Genomic DNA, 23662 nt, shown 5'->3' with positions numbered 1-23662 from the left:
TCAGCCTCGGCGCATCCAGGCACGCGTGCCGAAGGAGGCACAGGAGCGCGAGGCGACCTCCGCCGCCCGGGCGAGCGCCACGGCGAAGGGGCGATCGCCCGGGCCCCAGTAGTACGCGAACGCGCCGTGCAGAAAGTCCCCCGCGCCCACGGTGTCGACCGCTGACACCGGCGGCACGCCGATCGTGCCCTTGCCGTCGGGGCCCGACCACACGACTGGATCCGCGCCACGGCTGACGGCGGCCCGGGCGACTCCGTGATCGTGCAGATATTCCAGCGTCTCCGCGGGAGTTGCGGTGCCGGGCGGGTGGAAGTCGGCCGAGCACAGGGCGACGTCGACCGAGGGCAGGAGCGACTCCGTGCCGGTCTTCCAGCTTCCGCCGTCCAGCAGGGTGCGGCGGCCTGCGGCACGGGCCGCCCGCGCGGTGGCGAGGGCGAGTTCCATGTGATGGCCGTCCAGCTCCACTAGGTCGCAGGCGGCCACGAGGGCGTCGAGTCCGTCCGGCGGGCGCAGGCGGTGGCCCAGGGCGTTGGTCGAGGCCACGGCACGCCGGCCGCTCGCCGCCGTCACCAGGACCGACGACACGGCGGGCGGTTCGACGGCGCCGGCCGCCAGGTCCTCCACCACCACACCCAGCTCACCGAGGTCGGCCTTGGCCGCCCGCGCCAGTGGGTGACCGCCGATGCCGGTGAGCAGCGTCGCCCGTGCGCCCAGATGGCTGAAGACGGCGGCGGCGTTGGCGGCGGGTCCGCCCGCGGCCACGACCTGGTCCCGGGCCCTCACCTTCTCGTCGGCGTCCGGCACACGGTCCACGAGCTGGATGACGTCCAGGGTGCACAGACCGACGAACAGTCCCTCGGTGGATTTCCCACCCGCACGCCCGGCCACCGGCTCCTCCTCACGCCCCGTCCACCGTCCCCGTCATGCCTTCCCGCCGAAGAACACCTGCACGTCGTGGATCAGGCCCTCGCGTACGGTGATCGCTTCCATGTTGCGGTATCGCTCGCCGGTGGTGAGTTCGTACTCGTAATAGACCAGGACGAGTTCGGGACTCGCGGGCGTGACGGTCAGCAGCCGCTGCTGCCTGAACCGGCTCGCCGTCGGGAAACAGCGGTCGAAGAAGGGCGCCTTGCCGATGTGGTCGTCCTGCGGGCTGGTGAAGGTGAAGTCGTCGGCGTACAGCGGCAGGGCCGCGTCACGGTTCTGCGACCTGTAGTGACGGAAGGCGGCCTCCACGACCGCGACCGGGTTCGGGTCCATGACCCGATCGTGTCACGCGCGCAGGCCGTCGAAGCCGATGTTCAGATGACGGGGGCCGCGCAGGACCGCGTTCTGCCGGTACGGCGGCGGATCCTCCAGGAGGCGCGGGTTCTCGAGGCGGCGGGTCAGTTCGGTGAGCGCGATCTGGGTCTCCAGGCGGGCCAGGGGCGCGCCGAAGCAGCTGTGGATGCCACTGCCGAAGCCGAGGTGCTGGATGTCCCCGCGGTCGGGGTCGTGGAAGCGCTCGGGGTCGCGGTTGCCGGCGGCGAGGACCAGCCAGATGCGGGAGCCCTTCGGGATGATGACACCGCGCAGCTCGATGTCGGCGATGCAGGTGCGCTGCGGAACGAGCTGGACGGGCGGCTCGTAACGGAGCAGTTCCTCCACGATGTTGACGGCCAGGCCGGGGTCCTCGCGCAGCCGGTGCAGAAACTCCGGGTGGCGCAGCAGGGTCAGCATGCCGTTGGTGATCAGGTTGACCGTGGTCTCGTGGCCCGCGATGAGCAGGAGCACGGCGGTGCTGAGCACCTCCATCATGGTCATGGCGCCGTCCGGGCCGTGACTGGTCACGAGGTCGGACAGCATGTCCTCGCGGGGTTCCTTGGTGCGCTCCTCGACCAGCCCGGCCAGGTACATGCCGAGCTGCATCCGGGCCTCCTGCGCGGTCTTCGCGGCGTCGGCGCTGGTGCGGGTGTCGGGGTCGAGGCCGGCGACGATCGGGTCGACCCAGGCCCGGAAGCGCGGCTCGTCCTCGCGCGGCACGCCGAGCAGGCGGCAGATCACGGTGACCGGGAAGGGATAGGCGAACTGGTCGACGAGGTCGATCTCCCGTGCGTCGCCGATGCCGTCGATCAAGTCCGTGACGATCTGGGCGAGTTCGGGGCGCATCGAGTCGATCCGGGTAGGCCGGTGCGGCGGGCCGAAGGAGCCGTTGGCGATGCGGCGCAGCCGGTCGTGCTCCGGCGGGTCGAGCCGGATGAAGCTCGGCGGCAGCCCCGTCTGCTCGGCCCCGTTCAGTTCGTCGTCGCCCGCGGCGGCGAGGTTGGTGGCGTCGGAGCTGATCCGCGGGTCGTGGAGCAGGCCCTCGATGTCCCAGTACGAGCTGATGAGGAAGGGGCCGCCCTCCTCGTCCTGGAGGACCGGCGTCTTGCGGAGCTCCTCGTAGAGCGGATACGGGTTGGCGCGATTGCTGTAATCGGTGATCCGGCGCAGGAGCGAGGCGTGCGTCATGGGCGGTCCTTGGGCGTGGGGTGTCGAGGCGGGCCGGGCGGCCGTCAGTGGTGGGCCGGGGTGAAGACCAGGCTCCGGTCGGCCGGTGAGTAGCCGCTGAGGGTGACGGTGGGGCCGTGGGTCGGCAGGGACGGGTCGGGGAAGTCGGCCGGCACCGGCCGACGGCCCTCGGGGCGGCGGTCCACGGTCGGGAACTCCACGGGGAACGGCGCGCCGGTCTCGATCTGCCGTTGGTAGAACTCCAGCCAGCGGGTGTTGTCGAAACTGACGGCGGCAATGATCCGGCCCTTGTAGCCGTACACGCCGACGAAGCGGCGCTCGGCGAGCGAGCCCTGCGTGATCATGATCTCCTCGCCCATCGGCGGGACACCGACCGACTTGATGTTCACGCCGAACTGAGAGGACCAGAAGGCGGGCACCCACAGGTGCGGGCGCCGCTCGGCGCTCGGGCTGATCATGTTGTGCGCCGCGATCTCGGCCTGGGCGACGGCGTTGCCCCAGTGTTCGAGGGAGAGGAACTGGTAGCCGAACAGGGCGTGCGGGGAACGGGCGACGTCCCCGGCGACGAAGACGTCGTCGGTGACGATGCCCCGGAAGTCGAAGGCACGGCAGCCCGCGTCGCAGGCGATGCCGCGCGGGCCCGCACCGAGCCCGGATCCGGTGAGCCACTCCGTGTTGCGCAGGGCGCCCAGCGAGACGACCACGACGTCCGTCTCGACGACGCTCTCGTCCGACAGATGCGCGGCCCGCACCCGGCCCGCCGAGTCTCCCTCCAGGGCGGTGACCATGACGCCGGTGCGCAGGTCCACGCCGTTCTCGCTGTGCAGCTCGGCGGAGACGGCGCCGATGACCCCGCCGAGGGCGCCCACCAGGGGCGCGCCGGCCCGCTCGGCCACGGTGACCTCGATGCCCATCTCCCGGCAGGCGGAGGCCACTTCGCAGCCGGCGAACCCGGCGCCGATGACGAACACCCGGCGCGGTCCGGCCTTCAGCCTCCGATACAGGGCGGCCGCGTCGTCCCGGCCGCGCAGGACGAACACGCCGTCGAGTTCGGCCTCCGCCTCCTTGGGCCAGGGGCGGGCACGCGTGCCGGTGGCGATCAGCAGGCGGTCGTACTCGACCTCGTCGCCGTCGGCGAGCCGTACCCGCTTGGCCGTCATGTCGAGGGCGGTCGCCGCGACACCGAGCCGCCACTTCGCGTCGATCTCGCGGCGCCGGGGCAGTTCGGTGTGGAGCGGGGAGGCTTTGCCGAGCAGGACGGACTCTGGTGCACAATTCCTGACGCGGGGTCGGCTGGTTGCGGCATGATCACGGGTGCGGTCGCTTCTGTCGTGCGTCCGCGGGGGTGATGTGCTTTGTCGTTGCAGCCCAGGGGCCTGCCGCCGGTTCCGGAGCAGACCGCGAAGACGGCCCGTGCCGCCTTCCCCAAGGGAAGCCTGCCGATGCGGGTCCGCGACCATCTCGCCGGGGTGTTCGCGGATGAGCCGTTCGCTGACGCGTTCGGGGTGCGCGGGGCCCCGGGGTACTCGCCCGGCGTTCTCGCGCTGGTGACGGTCTTGCAGTTCGCCGAGGACCTCACCGACCGGCAGGCCGCGGCGATGGCGGTGCGGGCCATTGACTGGAAGTACGCGATCGGGGCGGAGTTGACCGATACCGGCTTCGACCACACCGTGCTGCCCCGCTTCCGCGCCCGCCTGGCCGAGCACGGCCTGGAGCGGGAGGTCTTCGACCGGCTGCTGGCGCACTGCAAGGACACCGGGCTGGTCGCTGCCGGGGGCAAGCAGCGCACCGATTCCACTCATGTCATCAGCGCGGTAAGGGACGTGAATCGCACCGAGCTGGCCGGGGAGAGCGTGCGCGCGGCCCTGGAGGCGCTAGCCGTGGCAGCTCCGGCCTGGCTTGCCGGCGTGATCGATGTGCCGGAGTTCGCGCACCGCTATGGCGAACGCGTCAACGGGTGGACGATGCCCGCCTCGAAGACCAAGCGCGACCGGCTCGCCCAGGTCTTCGGCATCGATGCGCTGGCGCTGCTGCGGGCGGTGCATGCCCCCGACGCTCCACCATGGCTGCGCGAGATCGAGGCCGTGGAACTGCTGCGGCAGGTGGTGGTGCAGACCTACTACGTGCACACCGACGCGCGGGGGCGGGAGGTGGTCAGGAAGCGGGAGGCCGACACGGATGGCGTCCCGCCTGGCAGTATCCGTCTGGCCTCGCCCTACGACCCCGACGCCCGCTGGGCGGCCAAGGGGGAGGAGCTGTTCTGGCTGGGCTACAAGGTCCATTTGACCGAGACCTGCCGCACTCCCCTCGAAGCCGAAGCCGAAGCCTGGTCGGTGTTGCCACCGAATCTGATCACCGATGTGGCGACCACGGACGCGACGGTGCCGGACGTGAACGCCACCGCTCCCATCCAGCAGCGCCTGGACGACCACGGCCTGCGGCCCGGCGAGCACCTGCTGGACTCCGGCTACCCCTCCGCCCACCTCATCCACGCCGCCGCCCGGCAGGGCACCACCATGGTCACCCCCGCCCTGCTCGACCACTCCCCGCAGGCCCGCGCCGCCGACGGCTTCGACAAGAGCGCCTTCACCATCGACTGGAAGGCCCGCCAGGCCCGCTGCCCCCAAGGCCGCACCAGCACAGGCTGGTACCCGGTCACCCAGCACGGCCGCGACGCCATCGTTGTGGACTTCGCCAAGGCCGACTGCCGCTCCTGCCCCTCCCGGCCCCGCTGCACCACCGGCCGCCGCGTCAACCGCATGCTCACCCTCCAGCCCCGGGAACTACACGAGACCCTCGCCGCCGCCCGCACCGCACAGCGCACCGACTCCTTCAAGACCCGCTACGCCCTGCGGGCCGGCGTGGAGGGCACCATCAACCAGGCCCTGGACGTCACCGGGATGCGCCGGGCCCGCTACCGCGGACTGCCCAAGGTCCGCCTCCAGCACGCCTTCTCCGCGACCGCGGTCAACATCGTGCGGCTCGACGCCCACTGGAGCGGACACCCCCTCGACCGCAACCGCACCAGCCGCCTCACCCGCCTGAGCCACCAACTCACCCGCTGAACAAGCGGAATTGCGCACCAGAGTCCAGGACGGCCTTGGACAGCGGCGGCCGGTCGTACGGTTCGTACGGCTCGTCGCCGATCATGGTGAGGGAGCCGGTGAAGCCCTCGGCGCGCAGCGTCTCGGCGGCCCGCAGCCCCGCGAGCGAGGCGCCGACGACGACGATACGGCCCTCGCGCCTGAGCCATTCCAGGTAGTCAGCGGCCATCGGGCGACTCCCCGGCGGATCCGGCGGGGACGGCGCCCGGGGCGTCCAGACCGTCGACGGTGATCGCCCGCACGGGGCAGGCGGCGACGGCGCGTGCCACGTGCTCGCGCTGTTCCTGTTCGACGCGCGGGTTGTAGATCAGGGACTCCTCGCCGTGCATGACGAAGACGTCCGGCGCGAGGAACGCGCACTGGGCGTAACCCTGGCACTTGTTGAGATCGACGACAAGCCTCATCAACGCTCCGCCCTTTCGACGGCCAGGTCCCTCGTGCACCACCCGCGCGGCGAGGCAGTTCGGGACGGCGGTCATCTCCCCCAAGGCCAGCATGGGCGCCGCGGGACGGCGCATGCGCGCCGGAGCCCGCCGATCGAGTGACCGGCTCCTGGTCACAGCGTGCGGCCGCTGACCACGAGGATGTAGACACTGAGGGCCAACGACCAGGCAGGGAAGGCAAGTTCGACCCAGGGCACGTTCGAGGAGACGAGCAGGAGGATCAGGGTGGTGAGGAAACCGAGGACGGTGAGCCAGCGCGGCAGGACTCCGAGGCGGTGCCCGATCACGGACATGGAGCAGGTGAAGACAGCGGCCATCCGCATCGCGTAGCCGGTCATCAGGGTGTACGCGAGGTGCCGGCCGAAGTCCCAGGTGGGGAGTCCGGGCGTGCTGCCGGGAGGATGGGCGGTGTCGAGCACGGCGAGGGCCGCCGCGGCGGCGCCGAACAGCGTGGCGACGAACACCAGCCCGCTGCCGAGCAGGACGGTGGCGAGGAACCGGTCCTCGGCGTCACCGACGTGCGAGCGTACGACGCCCACGAACCACAGGAAGAAGATGCCGGCGAACGGTACGAGCCTGAGGGCCGTCCGTACGGCGGTGCGCTGTGCCGAGTCGGTGAACCCCTGGACGGTGACCGCGCCGGCACCCTCCGGGATGCCCAGCCGGATCAGGACGATGGCCGCGGCAAGCAGCAGCGCGAAGACGATCCCCGCCAGTCCGGCGGCCCGCGGGGTCTGCAGCACGCGCTCCCCGGACGCCGTTGTCTGCATGCGCGGCCCACTTCCACTCCGTCGGCTGTTGCCACCAGCAAGCAGCCGACGGGCGGGTACCGCCACCGGAGGACGGCCGAACGGCAGAGCGTGTCGCCGCTAGTCCTCGGTCCAGCCGTGCTTCTTCGCGAACTGGGCGAGTTCCTGGCGGACCTGGAGGATCTGCTGCCCGGTCATGGTGGGGGCCGCGCGCAGGAGGAGTTCGGTGATCTCGGCCGTGAACTCGGTCGTCCGCAGCACGTCGCACAGCGAGTCGTCGGTGACGCCTCCGGCCGACGAGGGGGCGAGCCGGATGGAGGAGGCCTTGGGGCCGCGGTCGCCGTCCTCGATGTCGAAGTCGACGACCAGTCCGGTGCGCACCATGGATTCGGGGATGAGGAGGTCGTTCACATGGAGGAAGACGTCCTCGCCACCGTCCTCCGGAGCGATGAACCCGTATCCCCGCGTGCTGTCGAACCGCACCACACGCCCTGCGACCACACCGACCCCCAGACACCCCCGGGCCACTCGCCCGAAATATTTCGCGGGCGAGTCTAGCAGCAGGCCGGAGTGCCTCTCCGAGCGGCGTACGACGACGAGGACGACGTGGTGCGGATCGCCGTCACCTGAACGGCTCCCCCGTCGGCTTCGACGGCCCGTTCGGCGGCTAGAGGGCGAGCGGGACAGAACGTGAGTACACGGTCGTCGGCCTGACGGGGCACGTCGAGCACAAGACGATCACCCGCCGACGGGCTTGACATCCCGGCGGTGGTTCACGACCATCGTCCGACGGCTGAAGTGACCGCTGTGCGGACATTCGTCCGATAGTGCGGTCCCATACGCGGCGCCGCACCGGACGTCGTCGACACGGAAGGTCACTCGGATGAGCCTCGGACTGCTGATACTCCGTTTGTTGCTCGCCGCCCTGCTGTTCGGCCACGCGACGCAGAAGCTGCGCGGGTGGTTCGGCGGCGGCGGTCTCGTCGGCACCGGGGCCGCCTTCGAACGGCTCGGGTTCGTACCCGGTCCGCGGATGGCGCTCGTAGCCGGCCTGGCGGAGCTCGTGGGTCTCGCCTCCGTCGCCACCGGGCTGCTGACGCCGGCCGGCTGCGCCGTCGTCATCGGCACCATGACGGTGGCCGCGGTCTCGACCTCGGTCAACGGTTTCTGGGCCCAGCGGGGCGGCTGCGAGGTGCCGTTCTGGTACGGCGCCACCGCCGCGGTCCTCGGTTTCACCGGCCCCGGCGCCTGGTCGCTCGACGCCGCCCTCGGCCTGGACGAGTGGTCCCACTACGCTCAGGGTCCGGCCGCGCTCGCCGTCGGCCTCCTCGCATCCGCCGTTCCGCTCGTCGGCCGCGCCCGCGTCCTGCGCGACCGGGCCGCAGCGCAGGGCACGGACGGACCCTAGGCCACGTGAGCCCCGACCACCGGTCTCTGACCGGTGGCGCGTCAGGCACTCGGTTCCAGGCCCCGGGCTGCGACCGGCTGGTCCACCACCGTACGAACCAGTGAGAATGACCGGGCGGCCTTGACGGACAATCGTCCGTCAAGCGCGAACGCTGCTTCGCTGGGCGCAGAATGAGCGAGCCGTGGAGGGCTCTCAATCCCATCCGCAAGTTCGGTAGTGACGCCTCCCGAAAAAGGCGGACAGCCGTCCGAAAGCCTTTGTCACGCCAAGCGACGTGTTACGGTCACGCCCGGCTTCGGCGTGCCGTTGCACGGGGCGAAGGGCGCGGGCAACCCTGGGTGGCGGAGGACGGCGGCCCTCACGCGCCGTCGCAGACCCCGGACAACAGGGAGCGGCGATGAACACCCGGTGGAACGCGCGGACGGGCAGATTCGAGACATCGGCACGCGGACGGGCCGTCCTGGCCGACCCCCGTCTCAACCGCGGCACGGCCTTCACCGCACAGGAGCGGCGTGAACTGGGCCTGGACGGCCTGATCCCGCCCCGGATCCTCACCCTGGACCAGCAGGCGGAGCGCGCCTACGCGCAGTACACCGCACAGCCCACCGATCTGGCCAAGAACGTCAACCTGTCCGCGCTGCACGACCGGAACGAGATCCTGTTCTACCGGCTCGTCGCCGACCACCTCTCCGAGATGCTGCCCATCGTCTACACGCCGACCGTGGGCACGGCCATCGAGCAGTACAGCAACGAGTACCGCCGTCCCCGGGGCATCTACCTGTCCGTCGACGACGTCCAGGACGTGGAACGGGCGCTGCGCGCCTCGGGGTTGACGGCCGACGACGTCGATCTGGTCGTGGCGACCGACGGCGAGGCGATCCTGGGCATCGGCGACTGGGGCGTGGGCGGCATCCACATCTCGGTCGGCAAGCTCGCCGTCTACACGGCCGCGGGCGGCCTCGACCCAGCCCGGACCCTCCCCGTGGTGCTCGACGTCGGCACGAACCGCAAGCAACTCCTCGACGATCCGCTGTACTTGGGCAACCGCCATCCGCGCGTCGACACGGAGACCTACGACGCGTTCATCGACGCCTTCGTCACCACGGTGGGCCGGCTCTTCCCCGACGCGCTGCTGCACTTCGAGGACTTCGGCGCGGCCAACGCGCGCCGCATCCTGGAGCGTTACCGCCACGACCGGTTCGTCTTCAACGACGACATCCAGGGCACGGGCGCGGTCAACCTGGCCGCGGTGCTGTCCGGCGTACGGGCCAGCCGGCTGCCGCTGGGTGAGCACCGGGTGGTGGTCTTCGGCGCCGGGACGGCCGGCATCGGCATCGCCGACCAGCTTCGGGACGCCATGGTGGGGGCGGGCCTGTCTCGCGAGGAGGCCACCCGGCGCTTCTGGACCGTCGACCGCCACGGGCTGATCACCGACGACCAGGACGGTCTGCGCGACTTCCAACTCCCCTACGCCCGCCCGGCGCAGGAGGTCTCAGGCTGGCAGCGGGACGCGGCGGTCTCCGGTATCTCCCTGGAGGAGGTGGTCCGCCAGGTGCGTCCCACCGTCCTGATCGGCACCTCCGGGCAGGGCGGATCGTTCACCGAGACCGTCGTCCGTGAGATGGCCACGCACACCGAGGGCCCGATCGTCCTGCCGGTGTCCAACCCGACCCGGCTGGCCGAGGCGGTCCCGGCCGACCTGCTGGAGTGGACCGACGGGCGGGCACTGGTGGCCACCGGCAGCCCGTTCGCGCCGGTCACTCGCGACGGCGTCACCTACGGCATCGGTCAGGCGAACAACGCACTGGTCTTTCCCGGCATCGGCCTGGGCACCGTCGTGGCCCGCGCCACCCGGATCACCGACGGCATGCTCTCCGCCGCCGCCCAGGCCGTCGCCGGGCAGGTCGACCCCACCGCACCCGGGGCGCCGATCCTGCCGCTCACCGGCGAACTGCGCGCCACCTCCGCCGCGGTGGCCGTCGCCGTGGCCCGGGCGGCGGCCGAGGCCGGCGTCGCGCGCGCGACCGTCGACGACACCGTCGAGGAACGGGTCCGCGAGGCGATGTGGGAGCCGGTCTACCGGCCCATCACCGCGATCTGACGGACGCGGGAGCGGTTGCCGACGGGCGTCCAGATGAGCCAGCCGCCGAACTCGGGCGCGCCGTCCCGTGCGGCCCGTACGACCCGTGCCGGCTCGGCATAGTCCCCCGGCACGTCGGCGAGCAGCGCGTCCCGCAGCAGGTCGGCGCGCTCGCGCAGCGCGAGGGGGCCGAGCTGTCCGGCGGCCGCCCGCAACACGGCCGGTTCCGCACCGGGGATCACGGTGTGGACGGCCCGGGTCAACGCCTGCGCGGTCCGCTCGTTGATGAGTTCGTCGGCGAAAGGCATGGCGGCATCCTCTCAGCGGGCCACTTGGGTGATGCGCCACAGCCGGCGGGGCAGTTCCCCCTCCTCGAAGGCGTGTACGTCGACGAGGTCCCAGCCGACGGCCAGCTCGTCCACGAGGCGGCGCGGAAAGAAGTGGACTGCGAAGCCGCCGTGCTCGTGGATGTCGTCGCCGTGGGCGATCCCCGTGCCGTAGTGCGCGTCGCCCGTGTGGCGGACCGTGTAGACGAACACGCCGCCGGGCCGCAGGACGCGCCGCACCTCGCCGACGAGGGTGTGGATCTCGGCGGTGGACAGGGCCATGCACAGCAGCATGTGGGCGAACACCGCGTCGACGGAGGCGTCGGGCAGCGGCAGCGGTGCGCGGACGTCGTGCACCGTCGTGGTGACCCGCTCGGCGAGGGCCTCGGCGCGGGCGGCGGCGTCCAGCTGCCGCAGGCCGACCGGGCTGAAGTCGGTGGCGTGCACGGTGAAGCCCTCACGGGCGAAGTACAGGGCGTCGCGGCCGTGTCCGGCGCCCAGTTCCAGCACGGTCGCCGCCCCTGCCCTACGGAAGACGTCGGCGGCGTGCCGTGCGGGTGCGGACGGTGTGCTGCCGTACATGCCGGGGTGGTCGGTGTAGGTGTGCTGCCAGTGCTCCTGCTGGGCGGCGGCGAGCTCGCCGTGGTCGTCCCGCATGATGGTGGTGCTCTCCCGCCGCTCGTGCTCGACCCGCCTGGTGGATGGGCTCCCCGCCGATCCTTCCACGGGCCGGCGCGACGGGTCGCGGGAGGTGTACGGCCACCTGTACGGCCCCCGGAGCGCGCCCTGCGGCGAGCGCCCGGTACCCCTACCGGGTATTCTCGCCGGAGACCACGGCAGTCGCCAGGAGCGGAGTCGGCATGGACAGCGATCGCACGCGCGGTACGGGCACGGCCCGGCTGCTCGCGTCGTGCGCCGTCCTGCTCGGTCTGTTCCTCATGCACGGGTCCCCGGTCACGGCCTCCGGTGGCTGCCACGGCTCGGCGCGCGCCACCCTCACCGCCCACGGGGAGCACACGCCGACCGCCGTCGTGCCGTCCGGTCCGGACGCCGCTCGGGTCCAGGTCGTCGACGGTACGGCCGCTCACGGGGCGCAGTGCGTCGCGATTCCGGTCGAGCGCCACCTCCCGCTGCCCGCCGCCCCGTTCGTCGCCGTCGTCGCCCTCGCGGTGTTGGCCGGCTGGGCGTTGCGGCGTGCGTGGAGCCCCGGAGGTACCGGGCGGCGTGGTCCACCGGGCGGGCGGGGTCTGATGCTCCAGGTGTGCGTCGCGCGCATGTGACAGGACCGCGCCGGAACCCGCCGCCCTGTGCGCGGGGTCCGGTCACGGCGTCCTGATCACCTCGCGCGCCACCGGCGTGGTGCGCCGCCTGGAAAGACCTCACAGCGATGTTCGTTTCCCCTCGTGCGGCCGTGCGCCGCCGTGCCCTCGTGGCGGCCGGTGCGGCCGCCGTCCTCGCCCTGGCACTGCCCGCCTGCGGCTCCTCCGACGACAACGCCATGCCCGGCATGCACCACGACGCGTCGGCATCGGCCACGCACTCCGCCGACCCGTCCATGAGCGGCATGCCCGGCATGGATCACGCGGGCGACGGCAACGGCCTGGCCGCCGCCAAGGACGGCTACCGACTCACCAGCGCCGACAGCACGCTGACCGCCGGCCGGCCCGCCGCCTACCGGTTCACCGTCACAGGCCCGGACGGCAGGCCCGTCACGCGGTTCGCGCTCGACCAGACCAAGCGGATGCATTTCTACGCCGTACGCTCCGACCTCACCGGTTTCCGGCATCTGCACCCCGCCATGGCCTCCGACGGCACCTGGACCGCCGCCCTGCCGGCCCTCGCGCCGGGCTCATGGCGCGTGTTCGCCTCGTTCACCCCGGACAGCGGGAGCGGCAAGGGCGAGGACCTGGTGCTCAGCCGGACTGTCACGGTCCCCGGCAGGGCGACCGACACACCGCTGCCCGCGGCGACGACCAGCACCGAGGCCGACGGATACACGGTCACCGTGACGGGGCGGCCCATGGCCGGCATGGCACACCCCCTGACGGTGCGCATCACCGAGGGCGGCGAGCCGGTCACCGATCTGCAGCCCTACCTGGACACCTACGCCCACCTCACGGCCTTCCACGAGGGTGATGCTGCCTTCGCCCACCTCCACCCCACCACCGGGGTCGACGGCGGTCACGGCGGTCCGGACCTGTCCTTCCACGCCGAACTGCCCGCCTCGGGCAACTGGCGGCTGTTCCTGCAGTTCCGGACGGGCGGCACGATGCACACCGCCGCCCTCACCCTGCGCATCTCCTGACACGTGGGCCGGCCGGCACCCTCCCGGGGTGCCGGCCGGCCCGACCACCGACTACCCGCCAGCCGGGCGGAACCCGCGCAGCCGGAGGCTGTTGCGGACCACGAAGACCGAGGAGAAGCCCATGGCCGCTCCGGCGATCACCGGGTTGAGCAGGGCGGCCGCGGCGAGCGGCAGGGCGGCGACGTTGTAGGCGAAGGCCCAGAACAGGTTGGACCTGATGGTGCCGAGCGTCCCCCTCGGACGACGTCCCGAAAGATCAGCTCTGCAACGGAAGACCGCCCAGCAACGGGTTGTGCTGGTTCAGCGCACCGGTCACGCCTTTGACTGGTCCTGAAGACGCAGACCGTCCCGGCCGGCCGGGACGCCGACCTGCGCTTCACGGTCGTACGCAATACGACGGGCCGCGCGGTCACCGCGTACGAGCCGAAGCACGGCAAGGAACTGCACCTGATCGTCGCCTCGCGAGATCTGACCGTCTACCGTCATCTGCACCCCGTCCGCGCGGACGACGGCCCCTGGTCCACGCCCGTCGACCTGCCCAGGGCGACGGGATACCGGGTCTTCGCCGACTTCACCCCCCGGCGACGGTGAGGGACTCGCCCTCGGCACCGACCTCACGGCGACCGGGCCGAGGACGACGTCCGCGACTCCCGCACCGCCCGTGTCGACGACTACCGGGTCACGCTGCACGGAGACCTGGTCGCGGGCCGGCCCGCCGAGCTCACCCTGAGCGTGGCGAAGGACGGCGAGCCCGTGCGCAACCTCGAGCCGTACCTGCAGGCGTACGGCCATCTCGTCGCCCTGCGCTCCGGCGACCTCGCCTACCTGCACGTCCATCCGAACGGCGAGCCCGGCGACGGCACGACCCACCCCGGACCGGACGTCTCCTTCACGGCCACGGCACCGAGCGCGGGCACATACCGGCTCTTCCTCGGCTTCAGGCACGACGGGAGGGTCCGTACGGCGGCGTTCACCGTGCGGACGGACGCACCGGCCGACGCGTCCGACACCACGCACCCGAAGACCACGGCCGGACACGGGCACTGAGCCGGACACCCCGGGCGGCCGCGTCACGCCTGCGCGATGGCCGGTCGGCCGGGGGTGGGGCACGCTTGATGCCATGGGCCCTAGGCGGAGCATCGCCGCTCTCCGGCAGCCGTGGCTGTCGAGTCACGCACTGCTCCTGCTCCCGGTCGCGTTCGTCGTGATCATCACCGCGGTGGACATCCGCACCCCGGAGACCATCCATCTCGGACCCTCGCTGATCATCGCCCCCGCCATCACCGCGTCGTTCGCCGGGGCCTGGACGACAGGGCTGGTCGGGGCGCTGGCGCTGGCGGCCCAGATCGTCGCCGCCGCCTTCCACGGCGGGCTGATGACCCCGAATCACGTCGTGCAGATCATCACCCTTGCCGTCCTCTCGGTGATGATCGTCGTCTACCGCGCGATCCGCGACCGGCACCAGGCACAACTGGCCCAGGTCCGGTCGGTCGCCGAGGCCGCCCAGCACGTCCTGATGTGGCCGCTGCCGGAACACATCGGCCCGCTGAAGATCGCCTCCCTGTACCTGGCCGCCGAGGACGAGGCCCAGATCGGCGGCGACCTCTACGCGGCCACCCGGGCGGATAGCGCCATACGTGTCCTGATCGGCGACGTCCGCGGCAAAGGCCTGCCCGCGATCGGCGAGGCGGCTCTGCTGCTCGGGGCGTTCCGCGAGGCCGCGCACCGGCACACGGCACTGTCAGAGCTGGCCACCACCCTGGAGCAGAGCATCTCCCGCTACACAGCCGACTTCGAGCCGGCCGAGGAGATCGGCGAACGCTTCGCCACGGCGCTGCTGGTCGAGATTCCCGACGACGACCCGATCACCCGGATGACCAGTTGCGGCCACCCTCCCCCGCTGCTGCTCAGCCCCGGACACGCGGTCACCGTCCCGAGCCTCCATCCGGCGCCCCCCTTGGGGGTCCACAGCACAAAGCCCGCCGACTACACGCTGGACGTGTTCTCCTTCGAGCCCGGCGACACCCTGCTGCTGTACACCGACGGCGTCATCGAGTCCCGCGACGCGAGCGGCCGCTTCTATCCGCTCGCGGAGCGGGTGGCCCAGTGGACCGACCTCAGTCCCGAGGCCCTCATGCACCACGTCCGGCGCGACCTGCTCGCCCACTCCGGCGGCCGCCTCGACGACGACGCCGCGCTCATCGCCCTCCACCGCACGTCGACCACCGCGCACCACCACGGCAAGACCATCAGCGCCGAGGACTTCCACCCCAGCCACTGAACGGCACGCCGAGCGGGGTGGCCGGTCACGGCATGCCGGGCGTCACGGTGTGCGGGCCACCGCGCCGTACATCGCGATGTCCTCGTCCCGGATGCCGTCCTCGCCCTTGCCGTCCGGATGCCACTTGTGCACCTGGACGATGCCGGGCTCCGCCGGCTCCAAGCCGTCGAAGAACTCGTGGGCCTCATCGATGGTACGCAGGCGCATCGGCATGGTGCGGGCCGCGTACTCGCGGTCGACCCGGCCCACCTCGTCGGGCGCGAACTCGGCGGTGCCGATGGACATCGCCGGACAGCTGCCCGGGGCAGCGGCTATGGGAGACGGCGTACGACACCGACCGCGTCGTCCTCGTCGAGCATGAAGGGGACGACGGCGATCACCGTGAGCGCCACCGGCCGGGCGGGGGTCTCTCGCAGCTCGGGAGCGTCCAGGTCGTTGTCGGCGTAGACCACTCGGGAGCCGGGCGACACCGACTGGGCGATCTCGTGGAGCTTCGGGGAGGTGGGATGCCGGTACCGATGCCGAGGAACTGTTGGGCAAGGGTTCCTGCTGTGCGACGCACGGCCCGGACCGCGGTAATGGCGTGGCCCGGGCCGCGTATCACGGTGTCCTGTCTAGGCCGCCGTCGTATCGGGAGCCGCGCACCGCTGCCGTGGCGTCACGGTCATGACCAGGGTCCGGGGCCGTACCGTCGCCCTGGCCACCGGCTGCACCGTCTCTCCCGGAGCGAGCTCCAGTTTCCAGCGTCGCAGCAGGGTGGAGAGCGCCGTGATCAGTTCCGTCGTGGCGAAGCGGTCGCCGATGCACTTGTGCTTCCCCGCGCCGAAGGGCACGAACGCGCCCGGCGGGAGCGACTGGTTCTCGTCCAGCCAGCGGTCCGGATCGAAGGTCAGGGGGTCGGGGTAGAAGGCGGGGTCGCGGTGCAGGGCGTGCTGGCAGTAGGCCAGTTCGGTGCCCGCCGGCAGTGTCCAGGGGCCGAGCCTCGTCTCGGTGATGGTCCGGCGGGTGACGAGCCAGCCGGTGTGGTGGAGCCGGAGCGCCTCGGTGATGACGCGGTCCAGACAGGTCAGCCGGGGCACGTCCTCGAAGGTGATGGGACGGTCGCCGAGGACGTCGTCGAGCTCGGCGAGGACACGGGATTCGACGTCGGGGTGGCGGGCCAGTTCGTAGAGCACCCAGGACAGGACCGACGCCGTGGTCTCGGTGCCCGCCACGGCGAGGGTGAGGATCTCCGAACAGATCTGCTCGTCCGTCAGCGGACGGCCGGTCGTCTCGTCCTCGGCGCTCAGGAGCATGGACAGCATGTCCCCGGTGTCGTGCTCGGAGGCCTGCAGGGCGGCAATGGCACTCCCGATGGTGGCCCGTACGTCGTCACGCGCTGTGAGGAAGCGGCGGTTGAAACCGAGCGGCAGACGTTCCACCCAGTCGGGGAGCATGATGCGGACGCCGACGCCGTTCATGACGATCGACAGATCCCCGCGCAACTGGCGGAAGGCGGCGGAGTCCAGGCTTCCGGAGAACACGGTCTTGGCCAGCATGTCGAGCGAGAGCTCGACCATGGCCTCGCGGACGTCGAGGCGCCGGCCGGGCGTCCACCGGTCGACGGTGGCGGTGACCTCACCGCGCATGATGTCCACGTAACCCGCGATCTTGGAGCGGCCGAACGCGGGTTGCAGCTGCCGCCGTTTGCGAACGTGCTCCTGACCGGCGACGGTGACCACCGAATCGCCCAGCAACTGGCCCATCTTCTCGAAGAACCGCCCCTTGTCGAGGCTCGGGCCGAGGTCGGTGAGCATGGTGCGGATGAGTTCGGGGTCCTGGACCACGAATCTCCACCAGCGGGCCGTAGTTCTCACGGAGGGATGCGATGAAAGCGAGGTTGTCCCGCCACAGCTGTACGGCGTGACCCAGCAGCGGCAGCGAACCCGCCGCCCTGGGTATGGGGGGAGGCGCCATGAGCGTCACGGTGTTGGTACTCCCTTCACGGGTGATCACGGCACCCGTAACACTTCCCTCCCTCTCGTCACTGCCAATCCGCGCCACTCATGTCGGCCACCATCAACTCCCCGCGTACGGTACGCAGGTCATCGCCGGCCGATCGGAGGAACCGCCCGTGACGAGTCGCGTCACCCTGGTATCGCCCGCCATGAGCAGATCCCTGCGTCGGGCACGGTTCGACGACGCAGACCCGCTCGACGAGAGCGGCACGGCGCGGGCCCGGTCGGCCAGGGGGACGCTGCGAGCGGCCCGGCGGGTGCTGGTGTCCCCCACCGTGCGGTGCCGTGGGACCGCGTCGGCGCTCGGGCTCGAGGCCACGGAGGCACCGGAGTTGGCCGCCCTGGACATGGGACGCTGGCGTGGCCGCACGCTCGAGGAGGTCGCCGCGGCCGAACCGGACGCGGTCGCCCTGTGGTTGGCCGATCCCCGGGCCGCGCCCCACGGAGGCGAGTCGGTACGTTCCCTCTGCGGCCGGGCGGGGCGCTGGCTGGAGGTGGTCCAGGAGTCCGAGGACGGTGTCCTGGCCGTGGTGGAGCCGGAGTTCGTGCGATCCGTGGTGGTCGTGGCCCTGGGGATGCCGGTGGAGGCGTTCTGGCGGCTCGACGTACCGCCGTTGACGGCGACGGCGCTCAGCGGGCGCGCGGGGCGCTGGAACCTGCGACTCGGGCAGCCCCTCGACGCGTCCGGCGCCTGAGCGCCGGAAACGGCAGCGGGTCCAGGGCGGTTCCGGGACCCGCTGCGGGCGTACGCACCGTTGTGGCGCGATGCTCAGTGCGGCACCGGTGTCGCCCGTGCCGCCGGTGCTGTCGCCGGGCGAGGTGACAGCAGGCGCTGCGCCAACTCGCCGAAGACCAGACCGAATCCGGCCCACAGGGTGACCTGGATGGCGAGGGCCGACATGCGGAACCGCCACAGCAGGGTCGCCGGGAAGTCCTTCGGCACCTCGTTGACGGCGGGCAGGAAGGCGAACGCCACTCCGATCACGAGGACGAAGAAGGCGACCCCCGTGACGGTGGCGTACCAGTGGCCGAGACGGCCTGCCAGCCGCCTGCCGACGATCACGGCGGCCACCGCCAGCAGGACGCTGAGCAGCATCATCAGGAAGTACAGGGTCGTGCGCCGGTCGATGGTGTCGGCGTCGCCGACCGACGGTGGGTTGGCCGGGTACTTCAGGAACGGGACCACGTACACCGCGAGCAGTGCCGTGCCGGACAGCAGCAGGGCGGTGGCGCGCGGGGCGAAACGGCCGACGCGGCCGAGCGCGAAGCAGAAGGCCAGGGCGGCGATGCCGCCGAAGGCCACCCCGTAGACGAGCACACCGGTGGCCAGGCCCGCGGTGGACTGCAGGGAACGGGAGACGGCCTCGACCTCGTGTGTGTGCGCCGGGGCGTGGGACTGTTCGAAACCGATGGCGTCGTCGACGCTCGGTTCACCGAGGACGTAGGCGACGAGCAGGGCGAGCAGACCGGCGGCGAGACCGGCCAGCATGCCCCGCACCAGGAGGTTTCTGACGGTTGCGGAGTTCATGTGGGTTCGGCGTCCCTCGTGTCAGTGGCAGGGGAAACCGAGCAGATGGCGGGCGTCGTGCACCCATTCGTGGACGTTCTCGCCGGAGACGAGCGAGGTGGCGCCCTGCTCGGCGCCGACGAAGTACAGCAGGACCAGCATCAGGATGCCGAAGAAGACCGCCCACGGGACGATCGCGCGGATCGGCAGGGTGGCGGGAAGTGCGGGGGCGTCGGTTGTCGGCTGAGCGACGTGCTGCGCCATGGCAGACCTCCTCGGGAGTTCGCGTCCCATCTCGGTGGTGCACTGGACGAGGGCGGCGGGTCTGACTTGCGGGCTCCCGAGGGTGTCCCGTTCACAGTGGCGCGACCGTGCCGGATTCTCACCGGCTTCCGCGTTGCCTTCGTCGATGTCCCTGAGACCGTACCGTGCGGTGGCACGTCGGCCAAGTCCGTCCGGTCCCCCGTGACCTCGGTCTCAGCGCGGCGCGACCGCCGAAAGCCAGTCGGCCAGCAGCAGGTTGATCTCCTCGGGCCGCTCCTGCTGGATCCAGTGGCCGCAGCCCTCGAGGATGTGCGAGGCGGTGAGGCCCGGCAGCGTGGTGGGGTACGCCTCGATGGCGTCGGCGAGCCAGGTGGTGGAGGCGTCCAGGCCGCCGCCGGCGAACAGCGACGGCTGGGTGACCGGGGCACCGGCGAAGTCGGCCAGGTCCGCCCAGTCCCGGTCCATGTTCCGGTAGCGGTTGAGCGCTCCGGTCAGACCGGTGCGCTCGAACTCCTCGGCGTAGAGGTCGAGTTCACTCTCGGCGAGCCAGGACGGCAGCGATCCGGTCGGAAAGCGGTCGCGCAGGGCTCCGCCGGGACGGACGAAGTGCGGGTCCGGGGCGCCTGGTGCGGGCATGGTGTCGGCGGACAGGGCGGCGTAGAAACCCGCGAGCCAGCCGCGGACGTCGGGCTCGAACTCGGCCTCGGCGCGACCGGGTTCCTGGAAGTAGGAGACGTAGAACTCCTCTTCACCGCCCATGCGCGCGAAGACCTCGCTCGGTTTCGGTCCGCCGGGCGGGGTGTACGGCACGCTGAGCAGTCCGACGGCACGGAAGACGTCGGGCCGGACGAGGGCGGAGGTGGCGGCGATGGTCGCGCCCCAGTCGTGGCCGACGATCACCGCGGACCGCTCGCCCAGCGCCTCGACCACGGCGACGTTGTCGTCCACGAGGTCCAGCAGCCGGTACGCGCTCACCTCGGCGGGCTTGGCGGAGCGGCCGTATCCGCGCACGTCGACGGCGACGGCGCGGTAGCCGGCGGCCGCCAGCGCGGGAAGCTGGTGGCGCCACGAGTACCAGGACTCGGGGAAACCGTGCACGAGCAGGACCAGGGGGCCGGTGCCCTGTTCCACCAGGTGGATCCGGCCGGCCGGCGAGGGGACGAGCCGGTGGGTGACGTCGGGGAACGGCGACTGCGGCATGGATCCTCCCTGGGTTCGCGGGGCAACTGGGACGATCCTGCGTCTGCCGCGCCATGGAAGGCGAACGATGTTGCCGATCCGGCAACGGCGCACGGGCGTGCGGCGACCGTCTCAGTCCCCTGCAGATGGGTGGGCGATACGCGCCGTGATCCGTGCAATACGACGCGCCGACTCCTCCGGCGAGAGCGCGGGCTGGACGATATGACTGGCCGTCAGGCGGACGCCCCCGGTCTGGCGCCGGATCATGGACCACCGCGCGCTCGCGCACTACGGCGGCGACGTCACGCATGCCGACGTCCAGCCGTTGAAGCGCCGTGCCGTCCTGGCCCGTTACGGCGCCGACAACCAGTCCGAGGGCGCCGCCGGGCCCGCCGAGGCGGCCGCGTGAGCCGTGACCGCTGCGCGGCCTGCGACTACGTCTACGTCTACGACGAGGCCGCCGGACACCCCCGCAAGGTTCCCCGCGGGCACGCCGTGGAACAAGGTGCCCGACGACTGGTGCTGCCCCGACTGCGGCGTGCGCGAGAAGATCGACTTCGAACCCGAGGAGAACGAGTGACCACCGCCGGCCGTCCCGCGAGGACATGGATGTGCCAGGTGTGCGGCTTGGTCTACGACGAGGCCGAGGGCTGGCCCGACGAGGGCATCGCGCCCGGCACCGCCTGGGAGGACATCCCCGACGACTGGTCCTGCCCGGACTGCGGAGGCCAAGGCCGACTTCGAGATGGTCGAGATCACACACGCCTGCGCCCGGCACGACCGACCGAGCCTTCGCCTGTCGCCAAAGGAACCGAGGGCGCCCCTACCCTGGGCACGTGGCACTGAGCGGCGAAGGTCCAGGAACGGCGGCGTCCCGGCTCACCGGACGAACCGTGGCAGACGTACGACCGCTCTCCGGTGCGCTCGCCGAAGTCACCCTCGACGACAGGCAGTCGGTGGTCGTCAAGCACGCGGACGCCCCGGGAGCCGTACGCGCCGAGGCGGCCGGGTTGCGCTGGCTGGCCGCCGCGGGCACGGTCCGGGTGCCGGCGGTGCACGGGCACGACGAGCGGTGGCTGGTGATCGACCGCGTCCCCACGGGGCGGCCCTCCGCCGACGCCGCGCTCCGGTTCGGCCGCGCACTCGCCGCCCTCCACGCCACCGGCGCACCCGCGTTCGGAGCCGCACCACCCGGCGGCCCCGAGGACGCGTACATCGGTCTCGCCCCCATGTACAACATCCCCGGCACGGACTGGCCGCACTGGTACGCCGAGCACCGCGTGCTCCCCTACCTTCGCCTGGCCGTCGGCGACGGCACGCTCCGGCCCTCCGAGGCGGCCGTGCTCGAGCGCGTCTGCGAGCGCATGCCCGAGCTGGCAGGTCCAGCCGAACCGCCCGCCCGGCTGCACGGCGACCTGTGGAGCGGCAACGTGCTGTGGGGCGCGAACGGACACGCCTGGCTCATCGACCCGGCCGCCCACGGCGGACACCGCGAGACGGACCTCGCGATGCTCCAGCTCTTCGGCTGCCCCCACCTGGACAAGGTACTGACCGGCTACCACGAGACCGCGCCCCTGGCCGACGGCTGGCAAGCCCGCATCGGCATCCACCAGCTGTTCCCACTGCTGGTGCACACGGTGCTGTTCGGACGCGGTTACGCGCGTCAGGCTCTGGACCTGGCCGAGCAGACGCTGCGGGCCTGACCTCCAACCTGCCTTCCACTCGCCTTCGTCCGAGGCCTGGGTCGTCGGGCTGGTCGGTCATGTCCACAACCGTCCTGCCACCGGACGCCCTGCCGGTCCCCACGCCGTCCTGCAGTGACGTCCGGCTCCGGGTCACCGTTCCCCGCACGGAGTCCGGAGTGTCATGCCGGACGGGCATGCCGAACAGGCTGTGCAACGTAACGACGTTTCGTCGCGTCCTTAATTCGGACTGGGATTACGGAGAGTAAGGAAACCAACCACTCGTTCGAATCGTATAAGTGCATGGAAGCCGAACCAGGGAGAGGCCATGCAACCGTTCACGCTCGACTACGCGCGCCCGGCTGTGCAGTTGGAAGTCAGCACTCCATACATGTACGACTCCGGACTGCAGTTGAACATACTCCCCGACGGTCGCATCGCCGCCACGGACCACGCGACCCTGAGAGCTCTGGGGACCACGACCTCCACCGCGGGTTCCAAGACGCACTTCGACGACTGACCGCGGACCCCCGATGACCGTGCTCATCCTGACCAGTGAAGAGGACGTGACCGCGGACATGGTGGTCCTCCGGCTCCATGAGTCCGGCGTGCCCGTGGTCCGCCTCGATCCCGCCGACCTCACCAGCGGGGTCGCCCTGTCCGGCGAGTTCGTGCAGGGCGTCAGCCGCGGGCATCTGTCCGTCGGGGACCGCCTCGTGAGCATGAACGGCCTGCGCTCCGTCTGGGTGCGCAGGCCGGGCGTCGCGGCCTCCCGCGCCGCTCAGCCGTCGGCCTGGCTGACGGAGGAGTCCTCACAGGCGCTGTACGGCATGCTGCGCGGCACCGACGCCCGCTGGATGAACGATCCGGATGCGGCCCGGCGCGCCCGCCACAAGCCCTGGCAGCTCCGGCTCGCCCAGCTCAGCGGGCTGCCCGTGCCGGCGACCCTGATCACGACCTTTCCTCAGGCGGCGAGGGAGTTCGCGGAGCGCTTCCCGGACCTGGTGGTCAAGCCGGTCTCCGGCGCCCATCCCCAGGAGCCGCCGCGCGCGGTGCCCACCAGCCGGGTGGCTCCGGACGCGGACTTCGCGGCCGTCGCCTTCGGCCCGACGCTGCTGCAGCGACGCGTGGCCAAGCGTGCCGACATCCGGCTGACGGTCGTGGGCGAGCGTCTGCTGGCGGCCCGGAAGGCCGTCGCCGCGGACGCGCACCCCGACGACGTCGATGTCCGCTTCACCCCGTCCACGTCCCCGTGGCTTCCGGTGGACGTGCCCCCGCGGGTCACGGTGGCCGTCCAGGCCTATATGACGAGTGCCGAACTCGCCTACGGGGCCTTCGACTTCGCCGAGGACTCCGACGGGATCTGGTGGTTCCTGGAGTGCAACCAGTCGGGGCAGTTCGGGTTCGTCGAGATGGACACCGGCCAGCCGATCGCCGGCACCATCGCGGAGTGGCTCACGCACGGGACGGGCAGGACGCGCACCCCGGGTGGCTCGCGGAGGTCGGACCCCTGACCGCACCTCCCGGCCTCAGAACACGCCGCCGCCCGGCGGCAGGGGAACGCGCTGCCACTCGGCGACCGGACCCACGGGCGGCGGCAGCTGGGCGCCGGGTGCGCGACCCAGCGACCGCAGGGGCATCATGACCATCTCCACCTCCCGATGCAGGCGGTCGGCCTCTCTTCGCACGCCCGCGGGTATGTCGCCGCGTTCCGCGACGAGCCGGTCGTAGATGGGGGAATCCTGGAACACTCGCGTCTGCGCCTTTCCGACAACGGCCCATCAGCATGGGCACGGTTGATGAGTGTAAGGATCAGAGTCGGGTTCGGTGGAGATTCCCCCATGGAA

Annotated in this window: 28 protein-coding genes, 3 pseudogenes and 1 riboswitch; of the genes and pseudogenes, 14 read left to right on the top strand and 17 right to left on the bottom strand. The window is 71.5% G+C overall.

What is annotated here, in order from left to right; all coding sequences use genetic code 11:
• From IEZ19_RS21330 to IEZ19_RS21315, 4 genes are read right to left on the bottom strand one after another with little or no spacing between them, the layout of a single operon-like run.
• Entirely contained in the window at positions 1-888 is an 888-nt protein-coding gene (locus IEZ19_RS21330) for a PfkB family carbohydrate kinase (protein WP_189312838.1), read from the bottom strand.
• A 33-nt stretch (positions 889-921) separates the two neighbouring features.
• On the bottom strand, positions 922-1260 hold the full coding sequence (locus tag IEZ19_RS21325; protein WP_189312837.1) for a nuclear transport factor 2 family protein: 339 nt from the start codon (positions 1258-1260) through the stop codon (positions 922-924).
• 12 nt (positions 1261-1272) lie between these two features.
• Positions 1273-2490: a cytochrome P450 gene (locus IEZ19_RS21320; RefSeq protein ID WP_189312836.1), complete on the bottom strand. Its 1218-nt coding sequence runs from the start codon at positions 2488-2490 to the stop codon at positions 1273-1275.
• A gap of 44 nt (positions 2491-2534) precedes the next feature.
• Complete coding sequence (locus IEZ19_RS21315) at positions 2535-3950, bottom strand: NAD(P)/FAD-dependent oxidoreductase (protein WP_373297025.1); 1416 nt, start codon at positions 3948-3950, stop codon at positions 2535-2537.
• Between IEZ19_RS21315 and IEZ19_RS21310 the strand changes: the two genes are divergently transcribed.
• Positions 3846-5555 carry an IS1182 family transposase gene (locus IEZ19_RS21310; protein WP_189312835.1) on the top strand — a complete coding sequence of 570 codons (1710 nt, stop codon included), beginning with the start codon at positions 3846-3848 and terminating at the stop codon, positions 5553-5555. The genes IEZ19_RS21315 and IEZ19_RS21310 overlap by 105 nt on opposite strands.
• On the opposite strand, the gene IEZ19_RS21305 is transcribed toward IEZ19_RS21310, so the two are convergent.
• The 4 genes from IEZ19_RS21305 to IEZ19_RS21290 form a co-directional block, all read right to left on the bottom strand.
• A complete protein-coding gene (locus tag IEZ19_RS21305) occupies positions 5545-5763 on the bottom strand; it encodes an FAD-dependent oxidoreductase (RefSeq protein ID WP_268248654.1) in 219 nt (72 codons plus the stop codon). The two genes, IEZ19_RS21310 and IEZ19_RS21305, sit on opposite strands and share 11 nt — an antisense overlap.
• On the bottom strand, positions 5753-5998 hold the full coding sequence (locus tag IEZ19_RS21300; RefSeq protein WP_189312834.1) for a ferredoxin: 246 nt from the start codon (positions 5996-5998) through the stop codon (positions 5753-5755). Before IEZ19_RS21300 ends, IEZ19_RS21305 begins: the two co-directional genes overlap by 11 nt.
• Positions 5999-6150: 152 nt before the next feature.
• Positions 6151-6807 carry a hypothetical protein gene (locus tag IEZ19_RS21295; protein WP_189312833.1) on the bottom strand — a complete coding sequence of 219 codons (657 nt, stop codon included), beginning with the start codon at positions 6805-6807 and terminating at the stop codon, positions 6151-6153.
• Between the two features lie 99 nt (positions 6808-6906).
• A complete protein-coding gene (locus IEZ19_RS21290; protein ID WP_189312832.1) occupies positions 6907-7287 on the bottom strand; it encodes a cold-shock protein in 381 nt (126 codons plus the stop codon).
• Between the two features lie 382 nt (positions 7288-7669).
• On the opposite strand from IEZ19_RS21290, the gene IEZ19_RS21285 reads away from it, so the two are divergent.
• A complete protein-coding gene (locus tag IEZ19_RS21285) occupies positions 7670-8194 on the top strand; it encodes a DoxX family protein (RefSeq protein WP_189312831.1) in 525 nt (174 codons plus the stop codon).
• A gap of 397 nt (positions 8195-8591) precedes the next feature.
• Positions 8592-10295 (top strand): NAD-dependent malic enzyme, encoded by a 1704-nt coding sequence (locus IEZ19_RS21280; protein ID WP_189312830.1) that lies wholly within the window; start codon positions 8592-8594, stop codon positions 10293-10295.
• On the opposite strand, the gene IEZ19_RS21275 is transcribed toward IEZ19_RS21280, so the two are convergent.
• Both IEZ19_RS21275 and IEZ19_RS21270 read right to left on the bottom strand, forming a co-directional pair.
• On the bottom strand, positions 10271-10582 hold the full coding sequence (locus tag IEZ19_RS21275) for a hypothetical protein (RefSeq protein ID WP_189312829.1): 312 nt from the start codon (positions 10580-10582) through the stop codon (positions 10271-10273). The genes IEZ19_RS21280 and IEZ19_RS21275 overlap by 25 nt on opposite strands.
• A 12-nt stretch (positions 10583-10594) precedes the next feature.
• On the bottom strand, positions 10595-11257 hold the full coding sequence (locus tag IEZ19_RS21270) for a class I SAM-dependent methyltransferase (protein WP_189312828.1): 663 nt from the start codon (positions 11255-11257) through the stop codon (positions 10595-10597).
• A 203-nt stretch (positions 11258-11460) separates the two neighbouring features.
• On the opposite strand from IEZ19_RS21270, the gene IEZ19_RS21265 reads away from it, so the two are divergent.
• Both IEZ19_RS21265 and IEZ19_RS21260 read left to right on the top strand, forming a co-directional pair.
• Positions 11461-11880 (top strand): hypothetical protein, encoded by a 420-nt coding sequence (locus IEZ19_RS21265; RefSeq protein ID WP_189312827.1) that lies wholly within the window; start codon positions 11461-11463, stop codon positions 11878-11880.
• Positions 11881-11987: 107 nt separating this feature from the next.
• Positions 11988-12905: a DUF8832 domain-containing protein gene (locus tag IEZ19_RS21260; RefSeq protein WP_189312826.1), complete on the top strand. Its 918-nt coding sequence runs from the start codon at positions 11988-11990 to the stop codon at positions 12903-12905.
• Between the two features lie 51 nt (positions 12906-12956).
• Here the strand turns inward: IEZ19_RS21260 and IEZ19_RS53095 are convergent.
• A pseudogene (locus IEZ19_RS53095) lies at positions 12957-13151 on the bottom strand (hypothetical protein); the annotation flags it as partial.
• A 78-nt stretch (positions 13152-13229) separates the two neighbouring features.
• On the opposite strand from IEZ19_RS53095, the pseudogene IEZ19_RS21255 reads away from it, so the two are divergent.
• Positions 13230-13952: pseudogene (locus IEZ19_RS21255) on the top strand (DUF8832 domain-containing protein); the annotation flags it as partial.
• 73 nt (positions 13953-14025) lie between these two features.
• Positions 14026-15186 carry a PP2C family protein-serine/threonine phosphatase gene (locus IEZ19_RS21250; protein WP_189312825.1) on the top strand — a complete coding sequence of 387 codons (1161 nt, stop codon included), beginning with the start codon at positions 14026-14028 and terminating at the stop codon, positions 15184-15186.
• 42 nt (positions 15187-15228) lie between these two features.
• Here the strand turns inward: IEZ19_RS21250 and IEZ19_RS21245 are convergent.
• Positions 15229-15823, bottom strand: a pseudogene (locus IEZ19_RS21245) (SAM-dependent methyltransferase); the annotation flags it as partial.
• The gene (locus tag IEZ19_RS21240; protein ID WP_373297029.1) at positions 15801-16982 is read right to left on the bottom strand and encodes a cytochrome P450; all 1182 of its coding nucleotides are present in this window, start codon (positions 16980-16982) and stop codon (positions 15801-15803) included. The pseudogene IEZ19_RS21245 and the gene IEZ19_RS21240, both read right to left, overlap by 23 nt.
• Before the next feature lie 317 nt (positions 16983-17299).
• Here IEZ19_RS21240 and IEZ19_RS21235 point away from each other — a divergent pair, with 317 nt between their 5' ends.
• The gene (locus IEZ19_RS21235) at positions 17300-17878 is read left to right on the top strand and encodes a histidine phosphatase family protein (protein ID WP_189312824.1); all 579 of its coding nucleotides are present in this window, start codon (positions 17300-17302) and stop codon (positions 17876-17878) included.
• Positions 17879-17952: 74 nt separating this feature from the next.
• Here the strand turns inward: IEZ19_RS21235 and IEZ19_RS21230 are convergent, their stop codons facing one another.
• The 3 genes from IEZ19_RS21230 to IEZ19_RS21220 form a co-directional block, all read right to left on the bottom strand.
• Complete coding sequence (locus IEZ19_RS21230; protein ID WP_189312823.1) at positions 17953-18711, bottom strand: CbtA family protein; 759 nt, start codon at positions 18709-18711, stop codon at positions 17953-17955.
• Between the two features lie 21 nt (positions 18712-18732).
• Positions 18733-18954, bottom strand: a complete 222-nt coding sequence (locus IEZ19_RS21225) for a CbtB domain-containing protein (protein ID WP_189312822.1) — start codon at positions 18952-18954, stop codon at positions 18733-18735.
• Between the two features lie 37 nt (positions 18955-18991).
• Positions 18992-19130, bottom strand: a riboswitch (cobalamin riboswitch).
• A 37-nt stretch (positions 19131-19167) separates the two neighbouring features.
• Positions 19168-20154, bottom strand: coding sequence for an alpha/beta fold hydrolase (locus IEZ19_RS21220; RefSeq protein ID WP_189312821.1), 987 nt, complete (start codon positions 20152-20154; stop codon positions 19168-19170).
• Positions 20155-20398: 244 nt separating this feature from the next.
• Here IEZ19_RS21220 and IEZ19_RS21215 point away from each other — a divergent pair, with 244 nt between their 5' ends.
• The 6 genes from IEZ19_RS21215 to tgmB all read left to right on the top strand — a co-directional run bounded on the left by IEZ19_RS21215 (position 20399) and on the right by tgmB (position 23329).
• Complete coding sequence (locus IEZ19_RS21215) at positions 20399-20542, top strand: hypothetical protein (protein WP_189312820.1); 144 nt, start codon at positions 20399-20401, stop codon at positions 20540-20542.
• Between the two features lie 3 nt (positions 20543-20545).
• Positions 20546-20713: a rubredoxin gene (locus tag IEZ19_RS21210; protein WP_373297024.1), complete on the top strand. Its 168-nt coding sequence runs from the start codon at positions 20546-20548 to the stop codon at positions 20711-20713.
• A 29-nt stretch (positions 20714-20742) separates the two neighbouring features.
• A complete protein-coding gene (locus tag IEZ19_RS54175) occupies positions 20743-20979 on the top strand; it encodes a rubredoxin (RefSeq protein WP_444545193.1) in 237 nt (78 codons plus the stop codon).
• Complete coding sequence (locus tag IEZ19_RS21200) at positions 20970-21836, top strand: fructosamine kinase family protein (protein ID WP_189312819.1); 867 nt, start codon at positions 20970-20972, stop codon at positions 21834-21836. Before IEZ19_RS54175 ends, IEZ19_RS21200 begins: the two co-directional genes overlap by 10 nt.
• A 307-nt stretch (positions 21837-22143) precedes the next feature.
• Complete coding sequence (tgmA, locus tag IEZ19_RS21195; RefSeq protein WP_189312818.1) at positions 22144-22335, top strand: putative ATP-grasp-modified RiPP; 192 nt, start codon at positions 22144-22146, stop codon at positions 22333-22335.
• Between the two features lie 13 nt (positions 22336-22348).
• The gene (tgmB, locus tag IEZ19_RS21190; protein ID WP_189312817.1) at positions 22349-23329 is read left to right on the top strand and encodes an ATP-grasp ribosomal peptide maturase; all 981 of its coding nucleotides are present in this window, start codon (positions 22349-22351) and stop codon (positions 23327-23329) included.
• A gap of 15 nt (positions 23330-23344) precedes the next feature.
• Here tgmB and IEZ19_RS21185 read toward each other — a convergent pair whose 3' ends face one another.
• The gene (locus IEZ19_RS21185) at positions 23345-23566 is read right to left on the bottom strand and encodes a hypothetical protein (RefSeq protein ID WP_189312816.1); all 222 of its coding nucleotides are present in this window, start codon (positions 23564-23566) and stop codon (positions 23345-23347) included.
• Positions 23567-23662: the final 96 nt, after the last annotated feature.

It is taken from the genome of Streptomyces brasiliensis (assembly GCF_014647875.1).
In the GTDB taxonomy this organism is placed as follows: Bacteria; Actinomycetota; Actinomycetes; order Streptomycetales; family Streptomycetaceae; genus Streptomyces; species Streptomyces brasiliensis.
This window is presented reverse-complemented; position numbering and strand designations above follow the sequence as displayed.